The organism is Pseudarthrobacter sp. As-47, assembly GCF_058215595.1.
This window is the reverse complement of the sequence record NZ_JBYZMU010000002.1, coordinates 37,165-60,005: the sequence shown is the minus strand read 5'-3', so window position 1 is coordinate 60,005 and position 22,841 is coordinate 37,165. Positions and strand designations below refer to the sequence as shown.

General features: G+C 63.7%; 24 protein-coding genes, 1 pseudogene and 1 riboswitch. Of the genes and pseudogenes, 9 read left to right on the top strand and 16 right to left on the bottom strand.

Annotated features, from left to right (window positions below):
• Positions 1–31: 31 nt before the first annotated feature.
• Both AC4BCK_RS21195 and AC4BCK_RS21190 read left to right on the top strand, forming a co-directional pair.
• The gene (locus AC4BCK_RS21195; RefSeq protein ID WP_490567059.1) at positions 32–691 is read left to right on the top strand and encodes an arsenate reductase ArsC; all 660 of its coding nucleotides are present in this window, start codon (positions 32–34) and stop codon (positions 689–691) included.
• On the top strand, positions 688–1,110 hold the full coding sequence (locus AC4BCK_RS21190) for an arsenate-mycothiol transferase ArsC (protein ID WP_490567002.1): 423 nt from the start codon (positions 688–690) through the stop codon (positions 1,108–1,110). The genes AC4BCK_RS21195 and AC4BCK_RS21190 overlap by 4 nt, the downstream gene beginning before the upstream one ends.
• Positions 1,111–1,220: 110 nt before the next feature.
• Here AC4BCK_RS21190 and AC4BCK_RS21185 read toward each other — a convergent pair.
• From AC4BCK_RS21185 to AC4BCK_RS21175, 3 genes and pseudogenes are all read right to left on the bottom strand, one after another.
• Positions 1,221–2,798, bottom strand: a pseudogene (locus AC4BCK_RS21185) (heavy metal translocating P-type ATPase); the annotation flags it as partial.
• Positions 2,799–2,897: 99 nt separating this feature from the next.
• Positions 2,898–4,265 carry a glucose-6-phosphate dehydrogenase gene (locus AC4BCK_RS21180; protein ID WP_490567058.1) on the bottom strand — a complete coding sequence of 456 codons (1,368 nt, stop codon included), beginning with the start codon at positions 4,263–4,265 and terminating at the stop codon, positions 2,898–2,900.
• Positions 4,266–4,304: 39 nt separating this feature from the next.
• Positions 4,305–5,882, bottom strand: a complete 1,578-nt coding sequence (locus AC4BCK_RS21175) for a glycoside hydrolase family 15 protein (RefSeq protein ID WP_490567057.1) — start codon at positions 5,880–5,882, stop codon at positions 4,305–4,307.
• A gap of 120 nt (positions 5,883–6,002) precedes the next feature.
• Between AC4BCK_RS21175 and AC4BCK_RS21170 the strand changes: the two genes are divergently transcribed.
• Both AC4BCK_RS21170 and AC4BCK_RS21165 read left to right on the top strand, forming a co-directional pair.
• Positions 6,003–6,200 (top strand): hypothetical protein, encoded by a 198-nt coding sequence (locus AC4BCK_RS21170; RefSeq protein ID WP_490567056.1) that lies wholly within the window; start codon positions 6,003–6,005, stop codon positions 6,198–6,200.
• On the top strand, positions 6,197–6,436 hold the full coding sequence (locus AC4BCK_RS21165) for a hypothetical protein (protein ID WP_490567055.1): 240 nt from the start codon (positions 6,197–6,199) through the stop codon (positions 6,434–6,436). The genes AC4BCK_RS21170 and AC4BCK_RS21165 overlap by 4 nt, the downstream gene beginning before the upstream one ends.
• Positions 6,437–6,483: 47 nt before the next feature.
• Here the strand turns inward: AC4BCK_RS21165 and AC4BCK_RS21160 are convergent, their stop codons facing one another.
• From AC4BCK_RS21160 to AC4BCK_RS21135, 6 genes are all read right to left on the bottom strand, one after another.
• Complete coding sequence (locus AC4BCK_RS21160; RefSeq protein ID WP_490567054.1) at positions 6,484–7,851, bottom strand: dihydrolipoyl dehydrogenase family protein; 1,368 nt, start codon at positions 7,849–7,851, stop codon at positions 6,484–6,486.
• Between the two features lie 91 nt (positions 7,852–7,942).
• Positions 7,943–8,608, bottom strand: coding sequence for an organomercurial lyase MerB (merB, locus tag AC4BCK_RS21155; protein WP_490567053.1), 666 nt, complete (start codon positions 8,606–8,608; stop codon positions 7,943–7,945).
• Between the two features lie 45 nt (positions 8,609–8,653).
• Positions 8,654–10,096 carry a mercury(II) reductase gene (gene merA / locus AC4BCK_RS21150; protein WP_490567052.1) on the bottom strand — a complete coding sequence of 481 codons (1,443 nt, stop codon included), beginning with the start codon at positions 10,094–10,096 and terminating at the stop codon, positions 8,654–8,656.
• A 119-nt stretch (positions 10,097–10,215) separates the two neighbouring features.
• Positions 10,216–10,764 (bottom strand): TlpA family protein disulfide reductase, encoded by a 549-nt coding sequence (locus tag AC4BCK_RS21145; RefSeq protein ID WP_490567051.1) that lies wholly within the window; start codon positions 10,762–10,764, stop codon positions 10,216–10,218.
• On the bottom strand, positions 10,761–11,726 hold the full coding sequence (locus AC4BCK_RS21140) for a cytochrome c biogenesis CcdA family protein (protein WP_490567050.1): 966 nt from the start codon (positions 11,724–11,726) through the stop codon (positions 10,761–10,763). The genes AC4BCK_RS21145 and AC4BCK_RS21140 overlap by 4 nt, the downstream gene beginning before the upstream one ends.
• On the bottom strand, positions 11,723–12,028 hold the full coding sequence (locus AC4BCK_RS21135; RefSeq protein ID WP_490567076.1) for a hypothetical protein: 306 nt from the start codon (positions 12,026–12,028) through the stop codon (positions 11,723–11,725). Before AC4BCK_RS21135 ends, AC4BCK_RS21140 begins: the two co-directional genes overlap by 4 nt.
• A 298-nt stretch (positions 12,029–12,326) precedes the next feature.
• Here AC4BCK_RS21135 and AC4BCK_RS21130 point away from each other — a divergent pair, with 298 nt between their 5' ends.
• The gene (locus AC4BCK_RS21130) at positions 12,327–12,716 is read left to right on the top strand and encodes a heavy metal-responsive transcriptional regulator (RefSeq protein WP_174182063.1); all 390 of its coding nucleotides are present in this window, start codon (positions 12,327–12,329) and stop codon (positions 12,714–12,716) included.
• Positions 12,717–12,740: 24 nt separating this feature from the next.
• Here AC4BCK_RS21130 and AC4BCK_RS21125 read toward each other — a convergent pair whose 3' ends face one another.
• From AC4BCK_RS21125 to AC4BCK_RS21110, 4 genes are all read right to left on the bottom strand, one after another.
• The gene (locus AC4BCK_RS21125) at positions 12,741–13,256 is read right to left on the bottom strand and encodes a TlpA family protein disulfide reductase (RefSeq protein WP_343045046.1); all 516 of its coding nucleotides are present in this window, start codon (positions 13,254–13,256) and stop codon (positions 12,741–12,743) included.
• A gap of 56 nt (positions 13,257–13,312) precedes the next feature.
• Positions 13,313–13,621, bottom strand: coding sequence for a hypothetical protein (locus tag AC4BCK_RS21120; RefSeq protein ID WP_174182065.1), 309 nt, complete (start codon positions 13,619–13,621; stop codon positions 13,313–13,315).
• A 167-nt stretch (positions 13,622–13,788) separates the two neighbouring features.
• The gene (locus AC4BCK_RS21115; protein WP_174182067.1) at positions 13,789–14,418 is read right to left on the bottom strand and encodes a DUF305 domain-containing protein; all 630 of its coding nucleotides are present in this window, start codon (positions 14,416–14,418) and stop codon (positions 13,789–13,791) included.
• Positions 14,418–15,002 carry a thioredoxin-like domain-containing protein gene (locus AC4BCK_RS21110; RefSeq protein WP_343045047.1) on the bottom strand — a complete coding sequence of 195 codons (585 nt, stop codon included), beginning with the start codon at positions 15,000–15,002 and terminating at the stop codon, positions 14,418–14,420. Before AC4BCK_RS21110 ends, AC4BCK_RS21115 begins: the two co-directional genes overlap by 1 nt.
• 277 nt (positions 15,003–15,279) lie before the next feature.
• Positions 15,280–15,454: riboswitch (cyclic di-AMP (ydaO/yuaA leader) on the top strand.
• Between the two features lie 3 nt (positions 15,455–15,457).
• Between AC4BCK_RS21110 and AC4BCK_RS21105 the strand changes: the two genes are divergently transcribed.
• The 3 genes from AC4BCK_RS21105 to AC4BCK_RS21095 all read left to right on the top strand — a co-directional run bounded on the left by AC4BCK_RS21105 (position 15,458) and on the right by AC4BCK_RS21095 (position 18,983).
• Positions 15,458–16,342, top strand: a complete 885-nt coding sequence (locus tag AC4BCK_RS21105) for a M23 family metallopeptidase (RefSeq protein WP_490567049.1) — start codon at positions 15,458–15,460, stop codon at positions 16,340–16,342.
• A gap of 125 nt (positions 16,343–16,467) precedes the next feature.
• A complete protein-coding gene (locus tag AC4BCK_RS21100; protein WP_490567048.1) occupies positions 16,468–18,378 on the top strand; it encodes a bifunctional copper resistance protein CopD/cytochrome c oxidase assembly protein in 1,911 nt (636 codons plus the stop codon).
• 293 nt (positions 18,379–18,671) lie between these two features.
• Positions 18,672–18,983, top strand: a complete 312-nt coding sequence (locus AC4BCK_RS21095; protein WP_174182071.1) for a thioredoxin family protein — start codon at positions 18,672–18,674, stop codon at positions 18,981–18,983.
• Between the two features lie 179 nt (positions 18,984–19,162).
• Here AC4BCK_RS21095 and AC4BCK_RS21090 read toward each other — a convergent pair whose 3' ends face one another.
• Positions 19,163–19,501, bottom strand: coding sequence for a YnfA family protein (locus tag AC4BCK_RS21090; protein WP_174182073.1), 339 nt, complete (start codon positions 19,499–19,501; stop codon positions 19,163–19,165).
• Positions 19,502–20,169: 668 nt separating this feature from the next.
• On the opposite strand from AC4BCK_RS21090, the gene AC4BCK_RS21085 reads away from it, so the two are divergent.
• A complete protein-coding gene (locus tag AC4BCK_RS21085; RefSeq protein ID WP_490567047.1) occupies positions 20,170–21,258 on the top strand; it encodes a nucleotide kinase domain-containing protein in 1,089 nt (362 codons plus the stop codon).
• On the opposite strand, the gene AC4BCK_RS21080 is transcribed toward AC4BCK_RS21085, so the two are convergent.
• Both AC4BCK_RS21080 and AC4BCK_RS21075 read right to left on the bottom strand, forming a co-directional pair.
• Entirely contained in the window at positions 21,230–22,225 is a 996-nt protein-coding gene (locus AC4BCK_RS21080) for a thymidylate synthase (protein WP_490567046.1), read from the bottom strand. The two genes, AC4BCK_RS21085 and AC4BCK_RS21080, sit on opposite strands and share 29 nt — an antisense overlap.
• Positions 22,226–22,240: 15 nt before the next feature.
• Complete coding sequence (locus tag AC4BCK_RS21075) at positions 22,241–22,837, bottom strand: dTMP kinase (protein ID WP_490567045.1); 597 nt, start codon at positions 22,835–22,837, stop codon at positions 22,241–22,243.
• Between the last annotated feature and the right edge of the window lie 4 nt (positions 22,838–22,841).

The window sequence follows — 22,841 nt, the reverse complement described above, 5'->3', positions numbered from 1 at the left end:
GAACCCACCCCGTGAAGAGGAAGAGACTGGCATGACCGATCACGGCACCACGCTGGGCCTGCAGGACAACACCGAGCTCCTGTACCGGATCAGCGAACGGCTGTCGACGCGTTTCGCAGGGCTGTTCGCCGCGGAAACAGTTGAGCGGTACGTCTTTGAGTCCTACGCCGCCCTGGCGCGCACGGCCCGTGTCACCGCCTACCTGCCGGCCACCACTGAGCATTTCGCCAGTGAACGGCTGCGCGCCCTGGCCAGGTCCAAGGCAGACGTTGCCTCCGACACCCCGGAGGTTCTGTTCGTCTGCGTGCAGAACGCCGGCCGCTCCCAGATGGCCGCTGCCCTGTTGAACGTCGAGGCCAAGGGCAGAATCCATGTCCGGTCGGCAGGATCCATGCCGGCAGCGGCGTTGGACTCCAACGTTGTGGCGGCGATGGCGGAGATGGGGCTGCACCTTTCAAAGGATTACCCCAAGCCGCTCACTGACGAGGTCGTCCGCGCTTCGGACGTTGTCATCACCATGGGTTGCGGTGATTCCTGCCCCATTTACCCGGGCAAACGTTATGAAGACTGGGAACTGCCTGACCCCGCTGACCAGTCCCTGGATACAGTGCGGGCCGTCCGGGACGACATCCACGACCGGGTCCGGGTTCTCGCCGCGTCCCTGCTGAAGAAGGAAGAATCACAGGCATGACCGACACCACGAAAACCCCGTCCGTCCTGTTCGTCTGCAAAAAGAACGGCGGCAAGTCCCAGCTCGCCGCCGGACTCATGAGGGACCTCGCCAAGGATGATGTCACCGTGTACTCGGCCGGGACTAAACCCGCCGAGAAGCTCAATGCCCAGTCCGTTGAGTCACTGGCAGAACTTGGCATCGACATCACCTCGGAGTACCCGAAACCGGTGACCGACGAGGTCCTGGACGCCGTCGACGTCGTGATCGTCCTGGGCAACGAAGCCAAACTCGAGCCTCGCGAAGGCAAACGCTTCGAAACCTGGGAAACGGACGAACCGTCCGAGCGCGGCATCGAAGGCATGGAACGCATGCGCCTGGTCCGCGATGACATCAAGGCCCGGGTCCAAAAGCTGCACGCCGAGCTTACCGGAAACTGATCCGCTGAATCACCAGCGCGGCGCCGGCAGCGGTAGTGCTCCAGAAAATAGGGTTTGCCGTCACGTTTTCATTCGCACCTGCGGAAGCCGGGGGTGAAAGCTTGCCTGTCTTAGTCGGCGCCGGTGCGTCCGACGCTGCCGATGGCCTGGAACAGCAGCGAGGGGCGCCCGCCGAGGCTGTTGATGAAAATCGTGGTGACTGACAGGGCCATGGCGACCATGGCCCAGACCGGGTAGACCAGCCCGGTTGTCGCGGCGGGGATCCCAATGCCGTTGAACAGGAACGCCAGGGCAACATTCTGGCGGGTCTGCCTGTAGCTGGAGCGGCTGTTCTCCTGCGCGACCAGGATTAGCCGCAGGTCATTGCGGACAATCACGACGTCAGCGGATTCCATCGCGATGTCCGTTCCGCCGCCCATGGCGATGCCGACATCGGCCTGCATCAGCGCGGGGGCGTCGTTGATGCCGTCTCCGACCATCGCTACCCGGGTGCCGCCGGCCTGCAGTTCGCGGACCAGTGCGGCCTTCTGCTCGGGCAGAATACCGGCGTGAAGCTCCTCGATGCCGACCTCCGCCCCGACGTGCGCGGCTGCGCGCGCGTTGTCCCCGGTCGCCAGCACCGGGCGGATGCCCGCCTCCTTCATGGCTCTGACCGCCTCGATGGCATCGGGACGGATGTCATCGCCCAGGGCAATGATGCCCTGCAGCTGCCCGTCCGCGGCGACTGCGATCACCGTCCGGCCGATGTCCTCAAGTTCTTGGACTGCAGCGGCCAGCGGTGCGGTATCCACTCCCTTCTCCTGAAGGAATTGCGGCCGACCGACGATGAGGGGCCGCCCGTTCATGCGGGCGATGACCCCGAACCCTGTGACGGATTCAAAGTCGCGGGCAGCAGGTATGGCGATCCGGCGCTGTTCCGCCGCGGCCACGACGGACCGGGCGAGTGGGTGCTCGGACGGGCTTTCCGCGGCGGCGGCCAGCATCAGCAGCTCGACCTCGTCGCCAAGAGCCCGTGTTTCCCGGACGGTGGGGCGGCCTTCGGTGAGGGTTCCGGTTTTATCCAGAACGATCGTGCGTACGTGTCCGAAGGTCTGGAAGGCTTCACCGGTGCGCATGATGATGCCCTGGTCTGCTGCCTCGCCGGCGGCGCGGACGATTGCCAGCGGAGCTGCGATGCCGACCGCGCACGGGTAGCCCATCACCAATACCCCGATGCCGGCGAACACGGCCCGCCGGACGTCGGGTTCCCCGGTCAGGGCCCAGCTGCCGGCCAGCCAGCCGAGCAGTGCGATGCTTGCGACGATAAGCACGGTGGGGGTGTAGATGCGCAACACGCGGTCGACCAGATGCAGGATCCCGGGTTTGAGGGCCCGCGCGTCCTCGACATGCCGCACGACCTGGGCCAGGAAACTGTCGGCCCCGGTACGGGTGACCTCCACCAGGAGGGACCCGGCGCCGTTGATGGAACCGCCGATGACCTCATCACCAGGTGAACGCTCCGCCGGGACAGGCTCTCCCGTGACCAGGGACAGATCAAGGATGGAGAAACCCTCAAGAACCCGTCCGTTGACCGGAACCCTCTCACCCGGCCGGATCCGCACCGTATCGCCGGTTTTCACCTTCTCGACGAGGATCTCGTCCTCGCGACCTTCCCGGACCACGCGGGCGGTGTCGGGCTGCAGGTCAAGCTGGTTTAAGGGGAGTAACGATCTTGGAACGTCAGAAGTTACTTAGCTTGTGGATTTTGTGCTGTCATCTTGCGCGCGAACTCCGGGTTGCTTTCATTGTCAGGCCGGGCCGGAGGATCCGGCCGGGTATTCGTCCAAGGGAACTTTGCCTTCCTGCCATGCGGAGCGGACCTGATCAACGATCCCCCAGGCGTGTTCTGCGGCCTCTGCCCTGACCGACAGCGTCGGGTCGCGGTCCAGGACGCCCTGGAGCACTTCCCCATACGGGTTCAGCCGCCCACTGCCGAAGTCGGTAGTGAGAGCGGCCCGATCGACGGTGAATGGATCCCCCGGGCCGTTGATATTCAATTCCAGGGCCATCGAGTCTGGCCCAAGACTGATACGCAGCACGGTCGGTTCTTCGGCTCCGTGCAGCCCGTCTGGTACCCGGGGTACGGCGCGGAATGTCACGGCTATTTCCTGGCGCGGCTCTCCGAGCGCTTTGCCGGACCTAAGGGTGAAGGGCACCCCGGCCCACCGCCAGTTATCCGCTTCGACCGTGACTTCCGCCAGGGTTTCGGTCTCGCGGGACGGATCGACGCCGTCTTCATCGGCGTAGGAGGGCAGGTGCCGGCCATCTACTGTTCCTGCGGTGTAACGGGCGCGTCTGCTGGCCCGCACCGGATCATCCTCCCAGAGTCGTACCGCTCTAATTGCCTGAGACTTCGCTGCCCGCAGGTCCACCGCGTCGACGCTCGCCGGTGGTTCCATCGTGACCAGTGACATGACCTGCAGCAGGTGGCTTTGAATCATGTCGACCATTGCCCCGGCTCCGTCGTAATACCCTGCGCGTCCTTCCAGTCCCAGTTCTTCGTCGTAAACAATGTCCACCTTCGCTATGTGGTCCCTGTTCCACAGCGGCTCGAAGAGGCGGTTGGTGAAGCGCAGGCCCAGCATGTTCAGTACGGTTGATTTGCCCAGGAAATGGTCGACCCGGAACACCTGCTCGTCCGACACCAGTGCCGACAGCATTGCGTTCAGTTCCGCGGCTCCCTGCAGATCACTTCCGAAAGGCTTTTCCACTGCCAGTATGGTTTTGCCGGGAAGTTCAATATCCTTCAGTGCGTGGACCGCTTTGGCTGTTACCGCTGGGGGAAGGGCGAAGTAGATGGCGGGAATGCCGGTGGATGCCTGAAGCAGTTGTTCCAGATCCTCGGCTGAGGATACGTCGGCGCTGAGGTAGCGGGAATTGGCCAGAGTATGTTCAACGGCGGGGCCGGTGGCATCAACGGTCCCGAAAGCTGCCTTGACGGTCTCGGACCATTGCTCGTCGTCCCAGGGCCGGGTTCCGGAGCCGACCAGGGCGACCCGCCTATCCTGCTGCTCAGTCAGCAGCCGGCCCAGGCCAGGCAACAGCAGTCTGGATGCAAGGTCACCTGTCCCTCCCAGTATCAGCAGGGTTGAAACCGTATCTTTGGTGTCGTTCATGGCTATCCGCCTGTCCTAAATGTGCTGCTGGTCGCCGGTTCAAGGTTGGGTGCCGGTGTTCCCGGCCGGTATGTGTGCCTTGGCCGTGGTTCCGGCCAGTCGCATGGCGGCGTTGATGAGGCCGATATGGCTGAAGGCCTGTGGCGTGTTTCCCAGTTGTGAGCCGGTGTACGGATCGATCTCTTCGGCGAAGATCCCCAAGTCCCCGCCCAGGGTGAGCAGGTCTGCGAATAGTTTCTCTGCCTGCTTGGTGCGTCCGGCCAAGGCGAGGGCTTCGACCAGCCAGAAACTGGCTATGGTGAAAGTTCCCTCGGTTCCTTCCAACCCATCTCCTCCACTTTCGGGGTGGGTTAGGTCGTAGCGGTGCAGCAGGCCGGGCACCACTGCGTCCTCGGGTCCGAGGTGTGCCTGCACGGTGTCCAGGGTCGCAAGCATGGCTGGATGGTCACCCTCCACAAAGCCGACGATGGGCAGCATCAGCAGGCTCGCATCCATGGTCGGGTCGTCATAGGCCCGAATAAAGTGCCCGTCAGCGATTCCTTGGTCGAAGACCTGACCCCTGCACTCCTCGGCTGCTTTGCGCCAGATCGATACGTTCCCTGGAAGATCATGCATTTCGGCCAGCCGCGCACCCCGGTCCAGCGCTGTCCAGGCGAGGGCTTTGGAATGAACGAAGTGGCGTGGGCGGCTGCGGACCTCCCAGATACCGCTGTCGGGCTCATCCCAGTGGGCCGCGGTGAAGTCCACCAGCCGTCGGAAGTTCGGCCATTCGGTGCGCATTACGTCGTCGCCGAAGGTTTCGCAGATCGTCAGGCAGTCCAGCAACTCGCCGTAGCTGTCGAGCTGCAGTTGGGTTTCCGCGGCGTTGCCGACCCGTACGGGCCGGCTGTTGCGGTACCCGCTCAGTTCAGTCAGTGACGCCTCGGGGATTTCCGTCGTGCCGTCGACCCGGTATAGGACCCGCAGGGGCAGGCCGCTGGCGGCAGTGGTGCGGCACAGCCAGGAAGCGTAAGCGTTGGCCTCGGGCCTGCACTGCAGTTGGTAGAGGGCGTTGAGGGTGAAGCTGGCGTCCCGCAGCCAGGTGTATCGGTAATCCCAGTTGCGTTCGGAGCCGATCTGTTCCGGCAGGGAGGTCGTCGCAGCAGCTGTGACAGCTCCCGTGGGAGCGTATATCAGTTGCTCTAGGGTGATGGCACTGCGGATGACGGCCTCCGCCCCTGGCCCGTCGTAGACCAGATGGCTGGCCCATTCCTGCCAAGCCTCTTCGGTGGCACTGATAGTGGCGGCGACATGGGCCGGGGTTACCGTGCCGGTACCGGACGGTGAGGAGCCCGGCAAACCGACTTTCAGGCGTGCCGCCCACCGGTCCCCGGCCTTCAGGACCCCACGGCCGTGGGCGTGCTGGCCTTCCTGATGCAATGTGAGCCCGTCGATTTCGAACCCGATGGGCGTCCCAGGGTGTTGTAGGTACGCGCCGGAAGGGTTGACGGTGAGATTGACAGGGTCTGCCCCGAATCCGGGGCGGAGATCCATGATGGCTTCAACCTCCAGGGAACCCTCAAGGCCCTCCAATAGCCAGAGGATTTCCTGTCCCGATTCCGGTGGTGGCCAGCGCATTGCCATCTGCATCCTCGCTCTTCCACCGGGCCAAGCCCATTCCAGGGTTAGTACGGCGCTGGCAGCGCCGTACCGGCGGCTGCAGGAAAGCCGCTCTGTCGCAGAATCGGCGGGGCCGAAGTGGAGCGTTCCTCCGAGGTGGCGGTCAAGGAGTGGGAAGACGAGGGCCGGTGCATCGAATCGGAGCGGGCAGAAGAACTCGATGGCCCCGGCGGGTCCGACCAGGGCAGCGGAGAGTCCATCACCGAGCGGGGCCAAAGCGCCGATGTCAGGGAAATCGCTTCCGGCGCTCACCGGAGGTGGTCCCTGCGGGTGTGACCACCCGTGAATGGGCCGCCGATGCCACGTCGGAGACCCTCAGGTACCCCGAGGCCACCACCGCCGGTGAACTCACGTTGTTTCGCCGCATCGGGCAGGCCGCGCCCGGCGAGGGCGGCCTGCTGGTTCATTGCGTCGGTATTCAGTGTTTCGGTCCCGGCGTTTCCGCCGGCCCACGCATGGACATGATCTTCAGGTGCTTCGCTGACCTTCACGGCGTTCTCCTTCGAAGGTGATCCCGCCCGCGCCCTGTCCCGGCCCGGGGGCGTGCCAGCCTGACGAGCTACTGGACGTCGAGCTTTTCGAGGGCTGTTTGATAGGCCTCGTGGTAGGTCGGGAATTGAGCGACCTGGTCCAGCAGGGTGTCGAGGGGCAGCTGCGTCCGGATAGCCAGGGCGGCGTGGTGGATCCATTCCCCGGCCATCGGCCCGACCGCCCAGGCACCGATGAGAGTTTTCTTATCGGCGTCGGCCAGTAGGCCCAAGTGTCCCCGGGGGTCCTGTTCGTAGGTCCAGGGCCGGGCGATGGCGTTGGCAAGATCGAGTTCGGCTGCGGCGGTGCGGATGCCGCGCTGTTCGGCCTGCTGCTGGGTCAGCCCGGCGGCGGCGATTTCAGGATCTGCGAACACCACACGCGGTATGCCCTCATAGGTGGCGTTGTGTGGTCGGCCGAGGATCGCATCCGCTGCAATCCGTCCCTGGTACTTCGCCACGTGGGTGAAGGGCATGATGCCTGTGACGTCTCCGATGGCCCAGGTGTTTTCGCCGGCCCGGCAGTGTTCATCGACCAGGACTTCGCCCCGGTCTCCGAGTTTCACCCCGGCGTGTTCGAAGCCAAGTCCTTCGGTGCGCGGTTTACGGCCCGTACCGAAGATCACGACGTCGGCCGCGACAGTGCCGGCGGGTTCTCCGCCGCGGGTTTCGAGCTCGACCATGCTCTCGGTGCCCTCACGCCGCGCCCGCGCAGCGGAGGTTCCGAGCCGGATATCAATACCGGCTTCCTGCAGGTACTGGTGCGCCAGTTCACCGACTCGGGCGTCTTCCCTGTTGACCAGGCGTTCCCCGCGGTGGACAAGGGTGACCTTGACGCCGAAGCGGGCCAGGAACGTCGCCGTTTCCACTCCCACTGCGCTGCCGCCGATGATCACCGCGCGCCCAGGAAGGGTGGTGGCGGTGTAGGTTTCGCGGTTGGTCCATGCGGTGACCTGGTCCAGGCCGTCCAGTGGTGGAATCACGGCATCGGATCCCGTTGCGATGATGATGTGCTCGGCAGTGATTTCGCGGTCCCCGGCCTGGATCCGGCCGGGTCCGGTAAGCCGTGCCTCTTCCTTGATCACCTCCGCGCCCTGCTTCGCGTAGCCGTTCACTTGGGCTTTGTCGTCCAGGTTCCGGATCATGTAGTCCCGGTATTTGGCTGTTTCGTCCCAGTCCAGCTCGGCCCCGCTGACACCGGCTGCTTTTTGTACCTCCATGCGTGCTTCCGGCGGCCGCAGGACCGTTTTGGACGGGATGCAGGCCCAGTAGGCGCACTCCCCGCCGATCAGTTCCCGCTCAAAGATGACTACTTTCTTCCCTGCTTTCAGCAGGCGGTCCGCGGCGACCTCCCCGCCGGGCCCCATACCAAGCACTGCCACATCGAAATGTTCGTTCACGCTGATCTCCTTCAGATTGGTTTGATCTTTCGGGTTCTGCTCGTCAAACGTCTTTTCGTCACCCATTGTGGTGCCCGGGGGGCGCCGTGTGTCAGCAGCTGCAGCTCTGGACCCGGTTCCCCGGTTTTCCGGTTTCCCGGGCGTCGCTCTGGGAGAGCATTTTTCCGGCCATGTCCGAAGCGAGCCGGTACGCCTCCTCGACAGGGATGACGGTGCCCTCGGGGTGGTTCTTGAGCCAGGGTTCGGCTTCCTCGGGTGAGGCGAAGAAATGGACCTGGTTGCAGAAGGATGAGCGGACGGAACTGATGTCTTCCGGGTTAATCAGGGACACCACCGCGGTGGCCGGCTCAACACCGGTGACACCGGCGCTGCCGGCGCGCAGGCGCACCGGGGTGCTGGCGGAGTCGTAGGCGGATTCGATCCGTGCGGAGGCGCCCAGCAGGGTGGGGAAGATCAGGGTGTCCAGCGCGCACCAGGTGTAGAGCTGTTCGCCGTCCACTTCGAAGCGGTGCCGGGTGGCGCGCTGGGTCAGTCCCATCCCGACGATCCGGCCTGATCCGTCGTACTCGACGTCGGGCATGGCCGCAAGCGCGTCACGGACTTCTCCGACGGGGCGGCCCGTGGCCGCGGCAAGGTCCGCTGCGTCCACAGGGTCGCCCAGTGCGAGGAGTCTCAGCAGTGGCAGCCACAGCCAGGGCTGCATGCCGGTTTCGGCAGAGGCGAGGCGGTCGGTGACCTGGCTGACGTTGTTCGTCATCGTTCGTTTCCTTCAGGTGGGGACTTAGCTGGGAGCTGGCAAGGGTCAGGAGGCGCAGCAGGATAGTTTGGAGACGTCGGTGGTGAAGGACTGTGCGGCGATTTTGATCCCTTCGGCCATGGTCAGGTAGGGGGACCAGAGGTTCGCGACCTGGTCCACGGTCATCCCTGCCTCGAGGATGTACACCCCGGCGGCGGCCAAATCCCCGGCTTCCTTGCCGACCGCGGTGATCCCGACGATGCGTCCGGTGCTGTTGTCGGCAACGATTTTGATGAAGCCGCGGGTGTCCCGGTTCACCAGTGCCCGGGGAACGTATTCCAGGGGCAGGACCCGGCATTCACACCGGATGCCCGCCTCGTTGGCTTCCTTGTCGGTCATGCCGACCGCGGCCAGCGTCGGGCTGGTGAACGTTACGCGGGGCAGGTGCCGGTAGTCGACCTGACGGTCGGCGTTGTTGAAGGCGTTTTCCACCATCAGGGTTCCGTGAGCGGACGCGACGTAGACGAATTCCCGGTGCCCGGTGACGTCCCCTGCGGCCCAGATCCTGGGGTTGGAGCTGGCGAGGGTGTTTTCGACCAGGATCTGGCCGGTGTCGCCGGTTTTGACGCCGACGGCGTCCAGGTTCAGTCCGTCGGTGACGGGGCGGCGTCCGGTGGCTACCAGCAGCTTCGCGGCGCGGAATTCCTCCTGGCCCCCGGCGACCGTAGCGGTCGCAATGATTTCTGCGGTGGCCGGATCTGTGCGGACCGATGTCACGGCTGCGCGGCGGACGACACGGATACCCTCGTCGGCGAAGACGCCCATCAGGGCACGGGAGGCTTCCGGTTCCTCGTGCGAGGCAAGCCTGGAGCGGACCAGCAGGGTCACTTTCGATCCGAGGCGGGCAAAGAGCTGCGCCTGTTCCAGGGCCACGTATCCGCCGCCGAAGACGATCAGGGACTCCGGCACCTCGTTCAGTTCCATCGCGGTGGTCGAGGTCAGGTAGTTGACTTCATCCAGTCCCGGCACCGGGGGTGCCCACGGGGTTGAACCGGTCGCGACCAGGTAATGGGCGGCGGTCAGGGACTCGCGTGCGCCGTCAGGTCCGGTGATTTCCAGGACAGGTTCCTCCGGGGTGCCGGCGAACACCGCGGTGCCATGACGCAGGTCCCACCCGTAATCGGCGGCCAGATCAACGTATTTATCCGAGCGCATGGTTTCAACGAGGGAGCGTTTCCCGTCGATCAGCGCGCCCATGTCCACCGGGGCCGCCGTGGTGCTGATCCCGGGGAACCTTCCGGTCCCGTCCAATGCGACATGGCGGGCTTCTGCGGCTGCCAGGAGGGCTTTGGAGGGAACACACCCGGTGTTCACGCAGGTCCCGCCTACCGTGGAGCGTTCGATCATCACGACCCGCTTGCCCAGCTTGGTGGCCCGGATGGCGGCGGCGAAGGCGCCGCCGCCGGAACCGATCACGGCTAAATCGAAATCCGGTGCTGCCTCAGGCATTGGTCCTCCATGGAGTCTTGGATGAACACCCGAGGTGTTCTTCTGGTGCGTGCTGTCCCCAGTTTGCACCTTCCCCTGCACGGGAAGGTCAAGAGCGGAAGCGAAGAGTTGGGTGTTTGCTACGGAAGTGTTGTGTCAAGGAATGCCTTAAGGGCATCGGTCTTCATGGGCCGGGCGTCGGCCCGGCCCAGGATGTCGCCGTCAGGTGCGATGACGACAGTGCTGTCCAGGGATGTGACCGCGTACTTTTGGGTGAGCTCCCCGGTTTGGTCGACAACGAAGGGGTATCCGGGTGTGTCGGCCAGTTCACGGAACTCGTCCACCTGGGTTTTGGTGTTCTCCGGGGTTACGTCCACGGCGACGAAGTCTGCCTTGTCGGCGTATTGCTGTTCCAGTTCCTTCATCGCTTTTGCTTGCGGAACGCAGGTATAGCACCAGCTGGCCATGAAATACAGCACTGTCGGGCGGGTGGAGGGGACGGTGACGGCCTTGCCGTCCACGGCTGTGAGCTCGATCCTGTCCACGTTGTTTTCGCCCACCGGGCCGGCGGCTGGAGGGGTTTCGCTCCCGCGGTTCAGTGCTGTGAGGGAAAGGATCAGGATGAGTGCCGCGGCGGCTATAACGGCGGTTATGGTGAAGATTCGCCGGTGGTTTTTGGTCGTTGTCATGGGTTTCCTTGCTGGTTGGTGCGCCCTGGCGCTGTGTCGGGAAGAAGGGGTTCCGGGCTGCAGCACGATTCTGGGCTGTCGCTGCTGTCAGCCTCCTCCGCGGGTCCGCTGTTGTGCTGGGCCTTGCTGTTGTTGCGGCGCCGGAGGGACAGGGCAAGGGCGGCGAGGACGGCGGCTACCGCGGTGAGGGCGATGATCGGCCAGTTGCCCGAGATGAAACCGGACAGCACGGTGCTGGCTTCGGTGACCGCCCCGCTCATGATCCCTCCGGCCTGCCCGCCGGAGAGGGCCGGCACCCAGTAGAGCAGCAGGTAGATGCCCGCGAGGATGAGCGCGGCTCCGCCGAGACGGTTGACGAAGGGCAGCAGCTTTCGGACGTGGCGTGCCAGGGCGTCGCGGGCCACCGCTGCACCGAGGGACAGAAGTACCAGCACCACCGAGGAGCCCAGGGCGTAGGCGGCGAAGACCGCCAGCAGTCCGGCCAGGCTTCCGGTGGACACGGCCTGGGCGACGACAGCGAGCAGCAGGGCCAGGCTGCAGGAGAGCGCGGCCACCGCGTATGCCACGCCGTAGCCGAAGACGGCCCTGAGGCCCGATCCGGTCCCGTCCGTCTTCAGAATCCGGGGCAGGTTCAGCTTCGTCCCGGGCAGTTGCCATCCGAACACCATGCCAAGGCCGGCAACCACAATGACGGCTCCGATCAGCGCTGCCGCCCAGGGCAGCGCCGACGCGACCGACCGCAGGCCCACAGCGGCGAGCAGGCCGGCGGTAACAAAGACGGTGGCGAAACCGGCGCTGAGGGCAACCCCGGCCCGAAGACCTGCAAGCAGCGGCCGTTTCCGTCCCTCGCCGGGGCCGGAACCAATGAAGTACGCCAGATAGGTTGGCAGCATCGCAAAGCCGCAAGGATTCACCGTGGCCAGCATCCCGGTCAGAAACGCCAGACCCAAAACCCCCGTCATGCCCGTGACCCTGCATCCTTAGCGGCAGAAGCACCGCTCCGGTGGAGCCCGAACCGCTCCTGCTCCGGCGATAAACGGCTTCTTGGCCTCAAACCGGCCGCGGACAGGCTGTCCCCCGGACGGGAGCGGGCGCAGCAATCCGTCTGCGGGCTGGTCCGGCGCTGCGCCTGCAAAAGCAGGAGCCCCGCGGCAAGGGCTGCGGCGGCGACCATCCAGAGGTTGCCAGCCCTTGCGCCGGCTGCAGTGAGTACACCGGCTGCGCCTGTCAGAGCGGGTATCCCGCAGCACACGAGCGCCACCATCACAACACCAAGGGAGGACAGTAGAGCGCCGGTCGCAAGCACCAGGACAGGGCGCTCCCGGCCGTTCGCTTTTATTGACATGATCATCCCTTCCAATGTCCGGTCCCGTGTCAGCCCCAACAGGGGGCCGGACACAAAACCGGACGGCCAGTAGTCCGTTTCAACCCATCATTGACCTTCCACCGCAGGGGAAGGTCAAGCAGAGTCGCAGCGCCTGTCTCGGCACAGGTCCGGCGCGAAACCTTCCAGTACAATGGAATGGTTATGTGCGTTTTCGGAACGAAATTAGGGAACCGAAATGCGAATTGGTGAAGCTGCTGACGCTGTCGGCATGACTACGAAGACGATCAGGTTTTACGAGGACCGGGGGCTGCTCCCGCCGGCTGAACGTTCCGCGAACGGATATCGCGACTACTCGCACGACACTCTCAGCCGCCTCGAATTTATCCGCCGCAGCCAGATCGCCGGGCTTACCCTGGCGCAGATCCAGGGCATTCTGCGGATCCGCGATGACGGCATTACGCCGTGCACCCATGTTCGGGACGTCTTGGGGAAACAGCTGATGGACCTGGACCGGAAAATCGCGGAGCTCACGGCGCTTCGGGTGACCGTGGCCGAACAATATGCCACCGCCGAGGGGGCCGACCCTCAGCGCTGTGATGCTGAACAAATCTGCAGTTACATCTGACCGCCTCTGGGTGAGGCCCTTCGCCTAGCCGGCTCCCGTCGCGGCCAGTGCCGTCCGCAGTTCCGCAGCGTCTGGCTCCACAGCCCGGAAGACCTCCGTGCCGGCGGCGTCCAGGACCACAGCGGTGCTTACCTGGTTTATGCCATAGGCGGTAATGAGCCGTGTATCGGTATCAGAGGCAAAGGCCAGGGATGACGCCCCGTTTCCGGCCAGGAATTCCCGGATTTGGTCGGCCGTTTCGTAGGGCGCGATGTCCACGGCGACATAGTTCACGGCAGCGGGAGAGCTTCGCTGGACCTCGGCGAGCACCCGGGTTCCCGGCCCGCAGGCGCCGCACTCAATGGAGAAGAAAAAGAGCACGCTCGGTTTCGATCCCGGCACCGACACCTGCTCCCCCTGGCTTGTCAGGGCGGTAAACCCGGTGCCCAGCGCCGGGTCCTCCCCCGCCCCGGCTTCCCGCGTAGCCGGGTTGGACGTCAACGATACGAGCAGTGCTGCTGCTGATGCGGCGGCAAGCAGCAGTGCGAGGAGATTCCGCACTGAGGGCCATTTCGGCGGCGCCGGAGCCCCGTCCGTTCGCGCGGCCGGACGGGTCGTCATCGGTTGGTGCGCGCCGTGATTCTGCCCGGGACGGGATCTGGACCTGACCCGGCACCGGGGGCGCAGCAGTCCTCCGTGTCCCCTGAAGCGGCTTTCCGGCGGCGCTGGAGCGCCCGGACCAGGACGCCCGCGGCCAGGAACGCGGCGGCGGCAATGACCCATGGATTTGCCAGAACGGAGCCCGCCGCGCCCAGGGCGCCGGCCGCGATTAGCAGCGGCAGCCCACAGCACAGCACATGGAGCAGGAAAAAACCGCCGACAGCCCACGCTGTCCGGTTGCTCCGGTCCTTTGTCGTAGTTGGCACGCGGGTTCCTCTCAGCGCTCCGGGATCCTGACAGGGCCGGAGCCGTCGCAAATTGTCAGGCTCTTAGACCCAGTGTTGACCTTCCCCTATAGCGGAAGGTCAATACCGGTAAGGGAAATGCCCTCAAATGGGGGCTGATCCTGGGAGTGCTAAACCGTTCGACCGCCCTATTGGCGGGCGGCGAGAAGCTCCTCCATGTACCCGATCTCGGACAGCTGGGCCGTGGCAATGGAGCGGGCCAGGGAGGTCACGGCTTGATCATCGGTGCGGGCAAGGATTGCTTCTGCCATCTCGACCCCTGCCCCGTGATGCTCAATCATCAGCTCAAGGTAGAGCTTCTCCGCTTCTATGCCGTCGGCCTGACGGAGTCTGGCCAGGTCCTGGGGAGTGGCCATTCCCGGCATCGGAGTGACGCCGGAAGTCCCGTTCGTTTCCGTTCCGCCGTGAGTGCCATGGCTGCCGGCCCAGGCCATCGAGGGTTCGGATCCGGCCTGGGGCAGGCCCCATACCGAGAGCCAGCCGTACATCTGGCCGGACTGCTGCTGCTGGGACCGGGCGATATCGTAGGCCAGCTGGCCTATTTCGGGGTCCTCGGTGCGGTCCCGGACCGTCAAGCTCATGTCCACGGCCTGGAGATGGTGGGTCTGCATATCCCGGGCGAACCCGGCCTCCGGGCTGCCTTCGCCTGGGACTCCGGTCCGCGCAGTCAGGCGTCCAACCGCCCACCCGGCGAGCAAGACCAACACCAGCGCGGCACCGGCAGCGGTAACGCGCCAAAACATAGATTTTGCCGTCATCACTTGCGCCCAGGGGCGTCCAGTCCCCCCGTGCAAGTGGCTCCAGGCTCGGGTGCATCCGGTGACTGCCAGTATTTGGAGACAAAAAGTTCGATCCGCTCGTCCTCTGGCGAGTCAACCCCGACCTGCGCTCCCCAAGCTGTGAGCATGATGGGCGAGCTGGTTCCTTCCAAGGGCGAGAGCACGGCATAGGTGTCAGGAAGTGCGCCCTGCAGTGCTTCGGCCTGCGCAGCGGTGATCCTTGCCGGGTCGTACGTGGCCCAGATGGCCCCGTGCTCGAGTGCGTGGACAGCATTCTCGTCCGGTACCGGCTGGCCGTAGACGCCGCAGTTGAGCCAGACCGGCGAGTGGTCCCCACCAACCGGCGGAGCCTGTTGATAGCTGACCGGGTCCTTGACATGGTTCGCGCTGAGGCCGCTGAAAGTCTGCAGGCCGGTAACCTCAATGTCCCCACGGGCCTGCGGCGCTGGATCGTTCACCAGGGCGAGCAGGACCAGGCCGACCACCACTCCGACCGCTGTAAGGGAACCGATCACGGCGGCGATCCTGCGTCTCGTAGCCCGCCGCGCCTGCTGTGCCTTCACCAATGCCAGTTTGGCAGCGCCGTCTTGACGTGCCTGTTTGGATGACTTGCCGCTCGTCATAAGGAACCTCGTGGAGCGGTGCAAGGGTTATGTTGCATGTCTTCTGTTTCCATTCTGCCTGCCCGGGACGGGCCGTACCGCTGATCCGGGCGCTGGATGTGATGTTCTTCCCTCCAGTGTTGACCTTCCCCCGCGGTGGAAGGTCAATACTGGGGTGGAAATGCCATCAACAGGGTGTTTCCCGGGCGGTGCGCCGAACTCTGCCAGCCGGCCGGCCCATTCAAGTTCACCTGGCAGAGGTGGGGAACCCATCAGTGACGGCCCTTCGGCCGTCTTGGGGTGAAGCCCCTGAACCGCTATGCAGCCATGTCCGGTGCGTGCGGGCAGGGGCCGGGTTATTGTTCCTGACCCGAATCCGACAGCTAACCCCGCAGGCGCCGGCAGAAGGACATTTTGTGAACATCCACACTCCTGCCGGGGACTCCCCTGTGCCCGGTACGCACCCGCCCGCCACGGCAAGGCCCGCCAGTGGGCGGCGCCGCGCCGCACCACTTCAGGGCAGGCGCCGGGCGGACCCGTCCGCTGACGGGTCATCACGCCACCGTGGACGCAAGGCCGCGCTGGCAGTCATTGCCTCCAGCGTAGCCCTGACAGCGTCGCTGGCCTCCGCCCACGCAACCACCCCGCGCGCCACTACCCTCCCCCAAACACAAGCAGCAGGAACCACCGCGCCAGCGGATTATGTGCCCGTGGCTGCCGCCGCCGGAGCGCAGCTGAACTTCGAACGGACCGAGGTGACAACCAGCCCAAGCCCTGCTGCTCCGCCGCAACAAAAGACGCATGCCGCAGAAACAGCTTCCCCCGACAAGGCAACAGCACCCCCGCAGGGTTCCGTAAAGGCGGCTCCAGCTCCCCCGCAGGTTTCCGTAAAGGCGGCTCCAGCGCCGGGAGCCAGGCTCAGCTCCCCGGTACTAAATCCGGTGACCAATTCTCCATTTGGATACAGGACCAATCCGCTGACCGGGTCGGCAGGTGAACTGCACACCGGCCAGGACTTTGCCGCCGGCTGCGGCACGGAAGTCTTCAGCGCCGGCAAGGGCACAGTCATCGAAGCGGGATTCAGCCCCTACGGCGGCGGCAACCGCATTGTCATTGAGCATGGGAACGGCCTCCAAACGACCTACAACCACCTCGAAACGATCGGTGTACAGATAAACCAAGCGGTCGAAACCGGCTCGCGGATCGGGATTGCCGGTACAACCGGCAACTCCACCGGCTGCCATCTGCACTTCGAAGTTGTTGTCAACGGCCAGACAGTCGATCCCTCGGCCTGGTTGTAAATACCGGCGCCAGCGCCTCCGGTTCTGCCGCATACCCCCAGATGGGCACCCGGAGAGTGCGGCATCCGGAAATTACGGAAGGGCTGAAATTGAGGTTACGGACGGGACCTCCCGGGACCGCGACGGTGGCGGCATGGAGCGCGGGCGTTCTTGCCGCTGCCGTCATGGCTGCCCTGGCCGGTGTGGGCTACTCCGGTTCAGCCCAGGACCGTTTACTGTCGGACCCCGGCGCAGTTGTGCGCTGGGGTCTGCCGCCGGTCCTGGTACTGCATCACCTCGCGTTGGCTGCTGTCGCCGGGACGTTGATTTTCGCCGCTGCTATCCTGCCCCGGCACCATGGTCCCAAGGAGCACCCTTCAATCAAGGTGGCGCTGAGAGTAGTGGCGTGGGCAGCGGGGGTATGGGTGCTGGCCGCGGCGGCGGTTCTCCTGCTGACGTATGCCGATATCGCAGGCCGGCCTCTGAGCGGCGACGCCGAGTTCACGGACCAGCTCTGGCTGTTCGTCACCGACGTCGCGGCCGGCAGGGCCCGGCTGGCCATCCTGGTCATCGCCGTCCTGGTCAGTATGCTGGTCGTCGCCGTGCGCTCAGCCGTTGCGCTCCTGGCTACCGCCGTGCTCGCGCTTTGCAGCATCATCCCGGCCACTGCAGCAATCGGCCATGCTGCGGGAAGCGTTGATCACATCGGCGCCAGTAATGCCCTGGGCCTGCATGTGGTGGCAGGAACCGTATGGGTCGGAGGCATCATTGCCCTTGCCGCCGCCATTCCCGCTCTCACCCGCCCGGGAACGGGCCACACAGCAGCACAAACCGTCCTCCGGCGCTTTTCGGTCCTCGCCGGCCTGACCTTTGCCTTGGTCGTTGTCACGGGGACCATCAGTGCGCTCTACCGTCTGGGCAGTATTGACGGGCTGGTTTCCCCCTACGGCGCGTTGCTCCTGTCCAAGACGGCCGGGACCCTGCTCCTCGGGCTGTTGGGCCTAATTCATCGGCGACGGGTCATACCGGCATTGGCTGTTTCTGGCCGCCTGCCCCGTCTGCTGTGGCAGGTACTTGCGGTCGAACTGCTGATCATGGGCGCTGTCATGGGCCTTGCGGTCGCTCTGGCCCGCAGCCCCTCACCCGTGCCGCTGGAACCAGACCCGGACGCTACTCCAGCCCAGATCCTCACCGGATACCTGCTGCCTCCTGAGCCCGATATCACTGTGTGGTTCACCCAGTGGCGGCCTGACTGGCTGTGGATCACTGCAGCTATCCTCGCAGCGCTCTCCTACGGGCGGGCATACACAAGTGCCCGTCGAGCCAGGATCGCGTGGCCCAAACGCTGCCTGCTTAGCTGGTTCAGTGCCCTGATACTGCTGACCTTTATCACCTCCGGACCTCCCGCCGTATACGGCCCCGTCCTGCTTAGTGTCCATGTCGCCGGAACGATGGGAATGGCCCTGCCGATACCGTGCCTCCTTATGGCTGCACGGCCCTTGAAGCTGGCCCTGAAAGTTCTGCCGGAACGGACTGACGGCAGCGTTGGGCCACGGGAAGGCATTCTGTGGTTTGCACATATGACTGCCAAACCAGGGCCGCTGATTTCCGGACTGACTCTGGGATCGCTGACCGTCCTGTTTTATCTGACACCTGCCCTTGAACTGAGCCTCCGCGAACATCTGGCGCACGAAACCAGCTTGGTACTTTTTCTCACCGCCGGCGTTTTCTTTGTCACTGCGATCCGGTCCGGTAGTGAAAAACCAGGATCCCGGAATTTCAGGAACGCTGCCCTCACCGCAACATCAGCAGCAATTGGAGCGACAGGCCTTCGTTTCCTCAAGCCTGCAGGAATTGAACAGGAATGGTTCGCAGGTCTTGCACGCACATGGGAACCCTCCGCGGCTGCTGACCAACACCGCGCCGGTCTGGTACTGCTCCTCGCCGGCGCGCTCTCAGCAATCCTCATCACCGTCTCCCACAGCAGGACCACCTCCAAGCCGGACCGACCACACGGGAAAACGACGGCTCAGGACCACACAACAGCAGAGGAGTGATTCGAATGCCCACCCGCAGCATTGACCACTCCCGCGGAACCGAGAGGGACCCTGGCCACCGAGGTAAACGCTGAGGGTTCTCGATTCAGCTGGTCTTGAAATCCATCGTTCTAGAAAATGAAAATGCGCGTTGTTGGTTCCGTCACTGCTCTCCGTCACGCATTGATTGCAGGTAGCGTCTGATCCGGAAAGCCCGCCGGTCCCCCATGGATGGGCTTCTTTCCCCCGGCGCTGGATCGATGGAAAATGGTCCAGCCGCGACATAGCCGGTGAGGCGCGGGGACAATGACCGTATGAGGATAGAGCTGCTCCACATCGAGGACTGCCCCAACACGGCAAAAGCACTTGAGCAGGTGGAAGCTGCCCTGGCAGCCATGGGGCATGAAGATGTCTCAGTCCATCTGCGGCACATCAGATCCCCGGCCGATACAGCAGGGACCGGATTTGCCGGTTCGCCTACGATCACAGCAGACGGAGCCGACATCTTCCCCGACGGAGCACCCAGCAACGATCTCGCATGCCGGATTTACCCCACACCCGAAGGTCATGCCGGTGTACCGACGGTCTATCAAGTGATGGAAGCCCTGAGGAATCATGGCCTCTGACACTTACCGCCAATGTTCCTGTTGCGGGCGAACAATGCAACGCGAAAAACTTCATGCCCTCGGCACCGAACCGGCGTATATTTGCCGACGATGCGGGCTCTGGATCGCCTTGCGGCTCCGTACCCCAACCTGAGTCACGCCACTCAACGCCCGTCCTGCTTACAGCGGCAGAGGAAAATTTAACCAGCGTTTCGCGGGGCGAACATGATTACTGCCACTCCGAGCAGGCAGATGACGGATCCCGCCACGTCCCACCGGTCGGGCCTGAACCCGTCAAAGACCATGCCCCAGGCCAACGACCCGGCAACGAACACACCACCGTACGCGGCGAGGATCCTGCCGAAGTGTGGATCAGGCTGCAGCGTCGCGGCAAACCCGTAGATACCGAGGGCTATGACTCCCAGCCCGGCCCACCACCACTCCTTGCCCTCCCTGACGGCCTGCCAGACCAGCCAGGCCCCTCCAATCTCAGCAGCGGCGGCCAAGACGAATAACAGGACAGTTCTTGTAATGGTCACCGTTCCATCATGAATGCTTGGGTACGGACCGGCGGATTGTGCTGAGGTTGCCTGAATTTCCGTGCTGACCACTGTTGACAAAAACACTCGGTGAGCAGGACTTCGGACATTCGTGCACTCACCTTCGGAAAATGACAGCGGACTACGTTAGTCCGGGAACCCCGTTGATTCTTGGAACTATGTACCGAAACTGGGTGCGTTGGCACCGATAGTCATTGATAGTTGCGAGACGAGGAGCACGATCGTCATACTCCCTGACTGCGCCCAGTTGGGGCACACCCCAACCTGACGTCAGGAAACATTGAAATGACCGTCAGAATAGGGTGCGAAAACCAGTTCCTGCACATGCCTGGTGAACAGTCTTAGATTCGAACCCGACAGCCGACCTTGGTGATGAGCTTGTGGGGTGCCCTGCCATGTTTTCGGGAACCTGCGTGAGAAGGACGAATTGGCCATTGACACTTGTCGGCGACACAAGCCTGGGAGGAAGTCAACTAGGGAGGAGGTCTCTCGTTCCTCGGAGATCAGCACAGGCTCGGACAACACTGCCGAGGACCTGCTGATCCCGCCCCGGGTGAGAGCGTAATCTAGAACCTTAGAAAGCTGGGCTGAGTGAGCAGCCGCACGACTGACACTCCGCGATCAGATTGTGCCTCTAAGTGAAATGCATGCCTGTAGGAGGTGCTGTGAGATCGATTCGCGTAGGATCCCGCAAACTGGTCGCAAGTCCTGTCCTGGCAAGTTACTGGTTTGTCGCATCGGAACGGCAGCGGATTTACCATGGCAAACTAGACGGCCAGCCTGGCCCGTGGTCAGCGGACCCCATCCTTACTGCCCACCGCTTTACAAACGCCTACCGTGCAGCGGACCGGGTGTCCCAGGATCTTATCCGTGTTCAGTATGAGGGACCTCAAGACCCCGACAATATCCTGCTGCGGACGCTGCTGTTTCGCTTTTTCAACAAACCGGAGACCTGGTGCCTGATTGAAGAGGCCGTCGGGGTTCTCTCTACAGCGACGTTCGACACTGGTGTCCTCGACGGCGTTCTGGAAGATGCGATGGGGCGCGGTGAGCGGGTGTACTCCCCCGCGTACATCATCCCACCCCCGCCCTTCGGGGCGCAGCGCAAACATCTCAACCACCTTCGGCTCATCGATCACATCCTGGCTTCCGGAGCCGGCAAAGAAATAGCTGGCGCTTCCAGCCTCCAACAGGTCTACAAGATTCTTTCTGCCTATCCCTCGCTCGGGCCATTTTTGGCCTTCCAGCTGACCATTGACCTGAACTACTCCACCCTCATCGACTTCGACGAGAACGAGTTCGTAGTTGCCGGACCCGGTGCCAGGAGCGGACTCGCGAAATGTTTCCTTGATACTGACGGTTTTGGGCCCGAAGACGTGATCCGCTGGATGGTTGACCACCAGGAAGAAGAATTTGAACGTTACGGGCTTGACTTCCAGGATCTTTTCGGCCGCCCTCTAAAAATGATCGACTGCCAGAACCTATTCTGCGAAACGGACAAATACGCCCGAGTAGCCCACCCCGAGGCCGCTGGTATCGGTGCGAGGGTACGCATTAAACAGAGGTACGTCCCCGGCCGTGCGGTTGCCGCTCCCTTCTTTCCACCAAAGTGGGGGATCAACGACGCTGTGGAGAAGGAGCTGGCCAGCAACGGTCAGGCTAATGCTGGGGAGGACCGGCGGGGAGATGCTGTGGTCCTTGGCACGGTCAGTGCTCCTGTGCTTGCCTTCGGGTAACAAACTCTCTGGCGGCGGCACCCAGATCACTGTCCCCCAGCAAAGCCAGACGGGGCTCAAGATCTTCGGCAGTGCTTCCCCGTTTGAAGGACCAAAAAATATCAATCGCCCGAACGTAAGCGACGAGCATCGGGTCGCTGAACGGGATGTGCAAACCGTCGAGGTCGGCCCCGGCCCGGAGCTGATGCTCCAGGTCCATCCACTGCCCGTGAGCTTCGGCGGACCTTTCCCAGTCGGTGTCGTAGCGAAAGCTGCCGCCTGGGCTTTCATAGTCGACGGCCCCTGCCTGGCTGCCGAGCATGGTTCGGGCCCTGTCTTCAAACTCGCAGTAGAGGTGCAGTGACGAGGTGAAGAATGTCAGCTCACCCATCTCAAGGTGCAGCCACCTGGCCATCATCTCCAGCAGGACGCTCCACTCGAAGGCATTGATGGCAGAGAAACCGAACCAGATGTCGGTGCTGCGCGCCACCACGTTGAGGTTCAGCCGTCCGTCCCGGACCAGGAAGTGCAGCCAATTGTTGCAGGGAATGTCCGCGCTGTCCCCGAAATCAAGCTCCGGGTCAAACAGGCCCATGACGGCACGCCGTGATGATGGGAAAGCCTTGAGCTGGCTGTGGACTTCCGCTACCTGGTCGACCCCGTGCCAGCTACGAAGCCGCGGGCCGTAACCGGCCCGCCAGGTTTTCCCGCCGTCATCGGAGTACTGCGGCGCGCGCCTTAGATATGGGGTGAGATAGCCGAGGTCGTTGCGGCCGGCTAAGACCCACATCGTTTCCGCGATGGCCGCGAAGGGGTTGTTGTTCCGACCTGGTGTGTGCAGGAAACGGTCCTGGGGTCTTTGAATGACGAAGGCTTGCGTGGGAAGTTCTATGGCTGCCCCGTTGCGGCTGTCCACCCGTTTTCCTTCGGCGAGCAGACTGGCAAGCATGCCTTGGAAGGCGTCGTCAATAGTGTGGAAGGCTCGCATGCTCCGGCTTGTGCCTTAGCCTGCGAGCAGTTCGCGGTCGCGCAGAGCGTTCAGCAGAAACGCCGTGACGTCTGAGGGCGCCCCTTGGGGGACGCGGACGGTAAGGTCCTCGTGCGCCTTCGCCAGCTGCTGATAGCCATCCAGGACGGGGTCGGAGTTATTGGCATCGTCCTCGTATGTCTTGTCGAACAGGAAGACGACGGACGCGTCCAGCTGGGACCAGATGCTCTCGATCAGGTTCCGGAACGTTGCTTCAGTGATGCCGGCTGCGGGGAAGTCACCGCTGTACCAGCCGTAGGCCATGGTGGACCACCACCAGCGGTCCAGTACGACTGCCTGCGTTGCAAGCAGCTCGTTGATGCGGGGAACGCTCTCGGCATGGCATGCGAGGTGGGCAAGCTGTTTTGCGACACCGGACGCGGGGGCACGATATCCGGACTCCAGCATGGAATAGGTTTCGTCCGTGAAGGTGCTTAGCCCGCTGGGCATGTGGACGTGGGCGGTCGAATTCCGGTCCAGTGCCTGGCGGAGGGCATTCGTCTGGGTGCTTTTTCCCGTCTTGTCCAGGCCTTCCAGGACGATGAGAGTGCCGGGTTTCAGTGAGTGGTTCATCGTC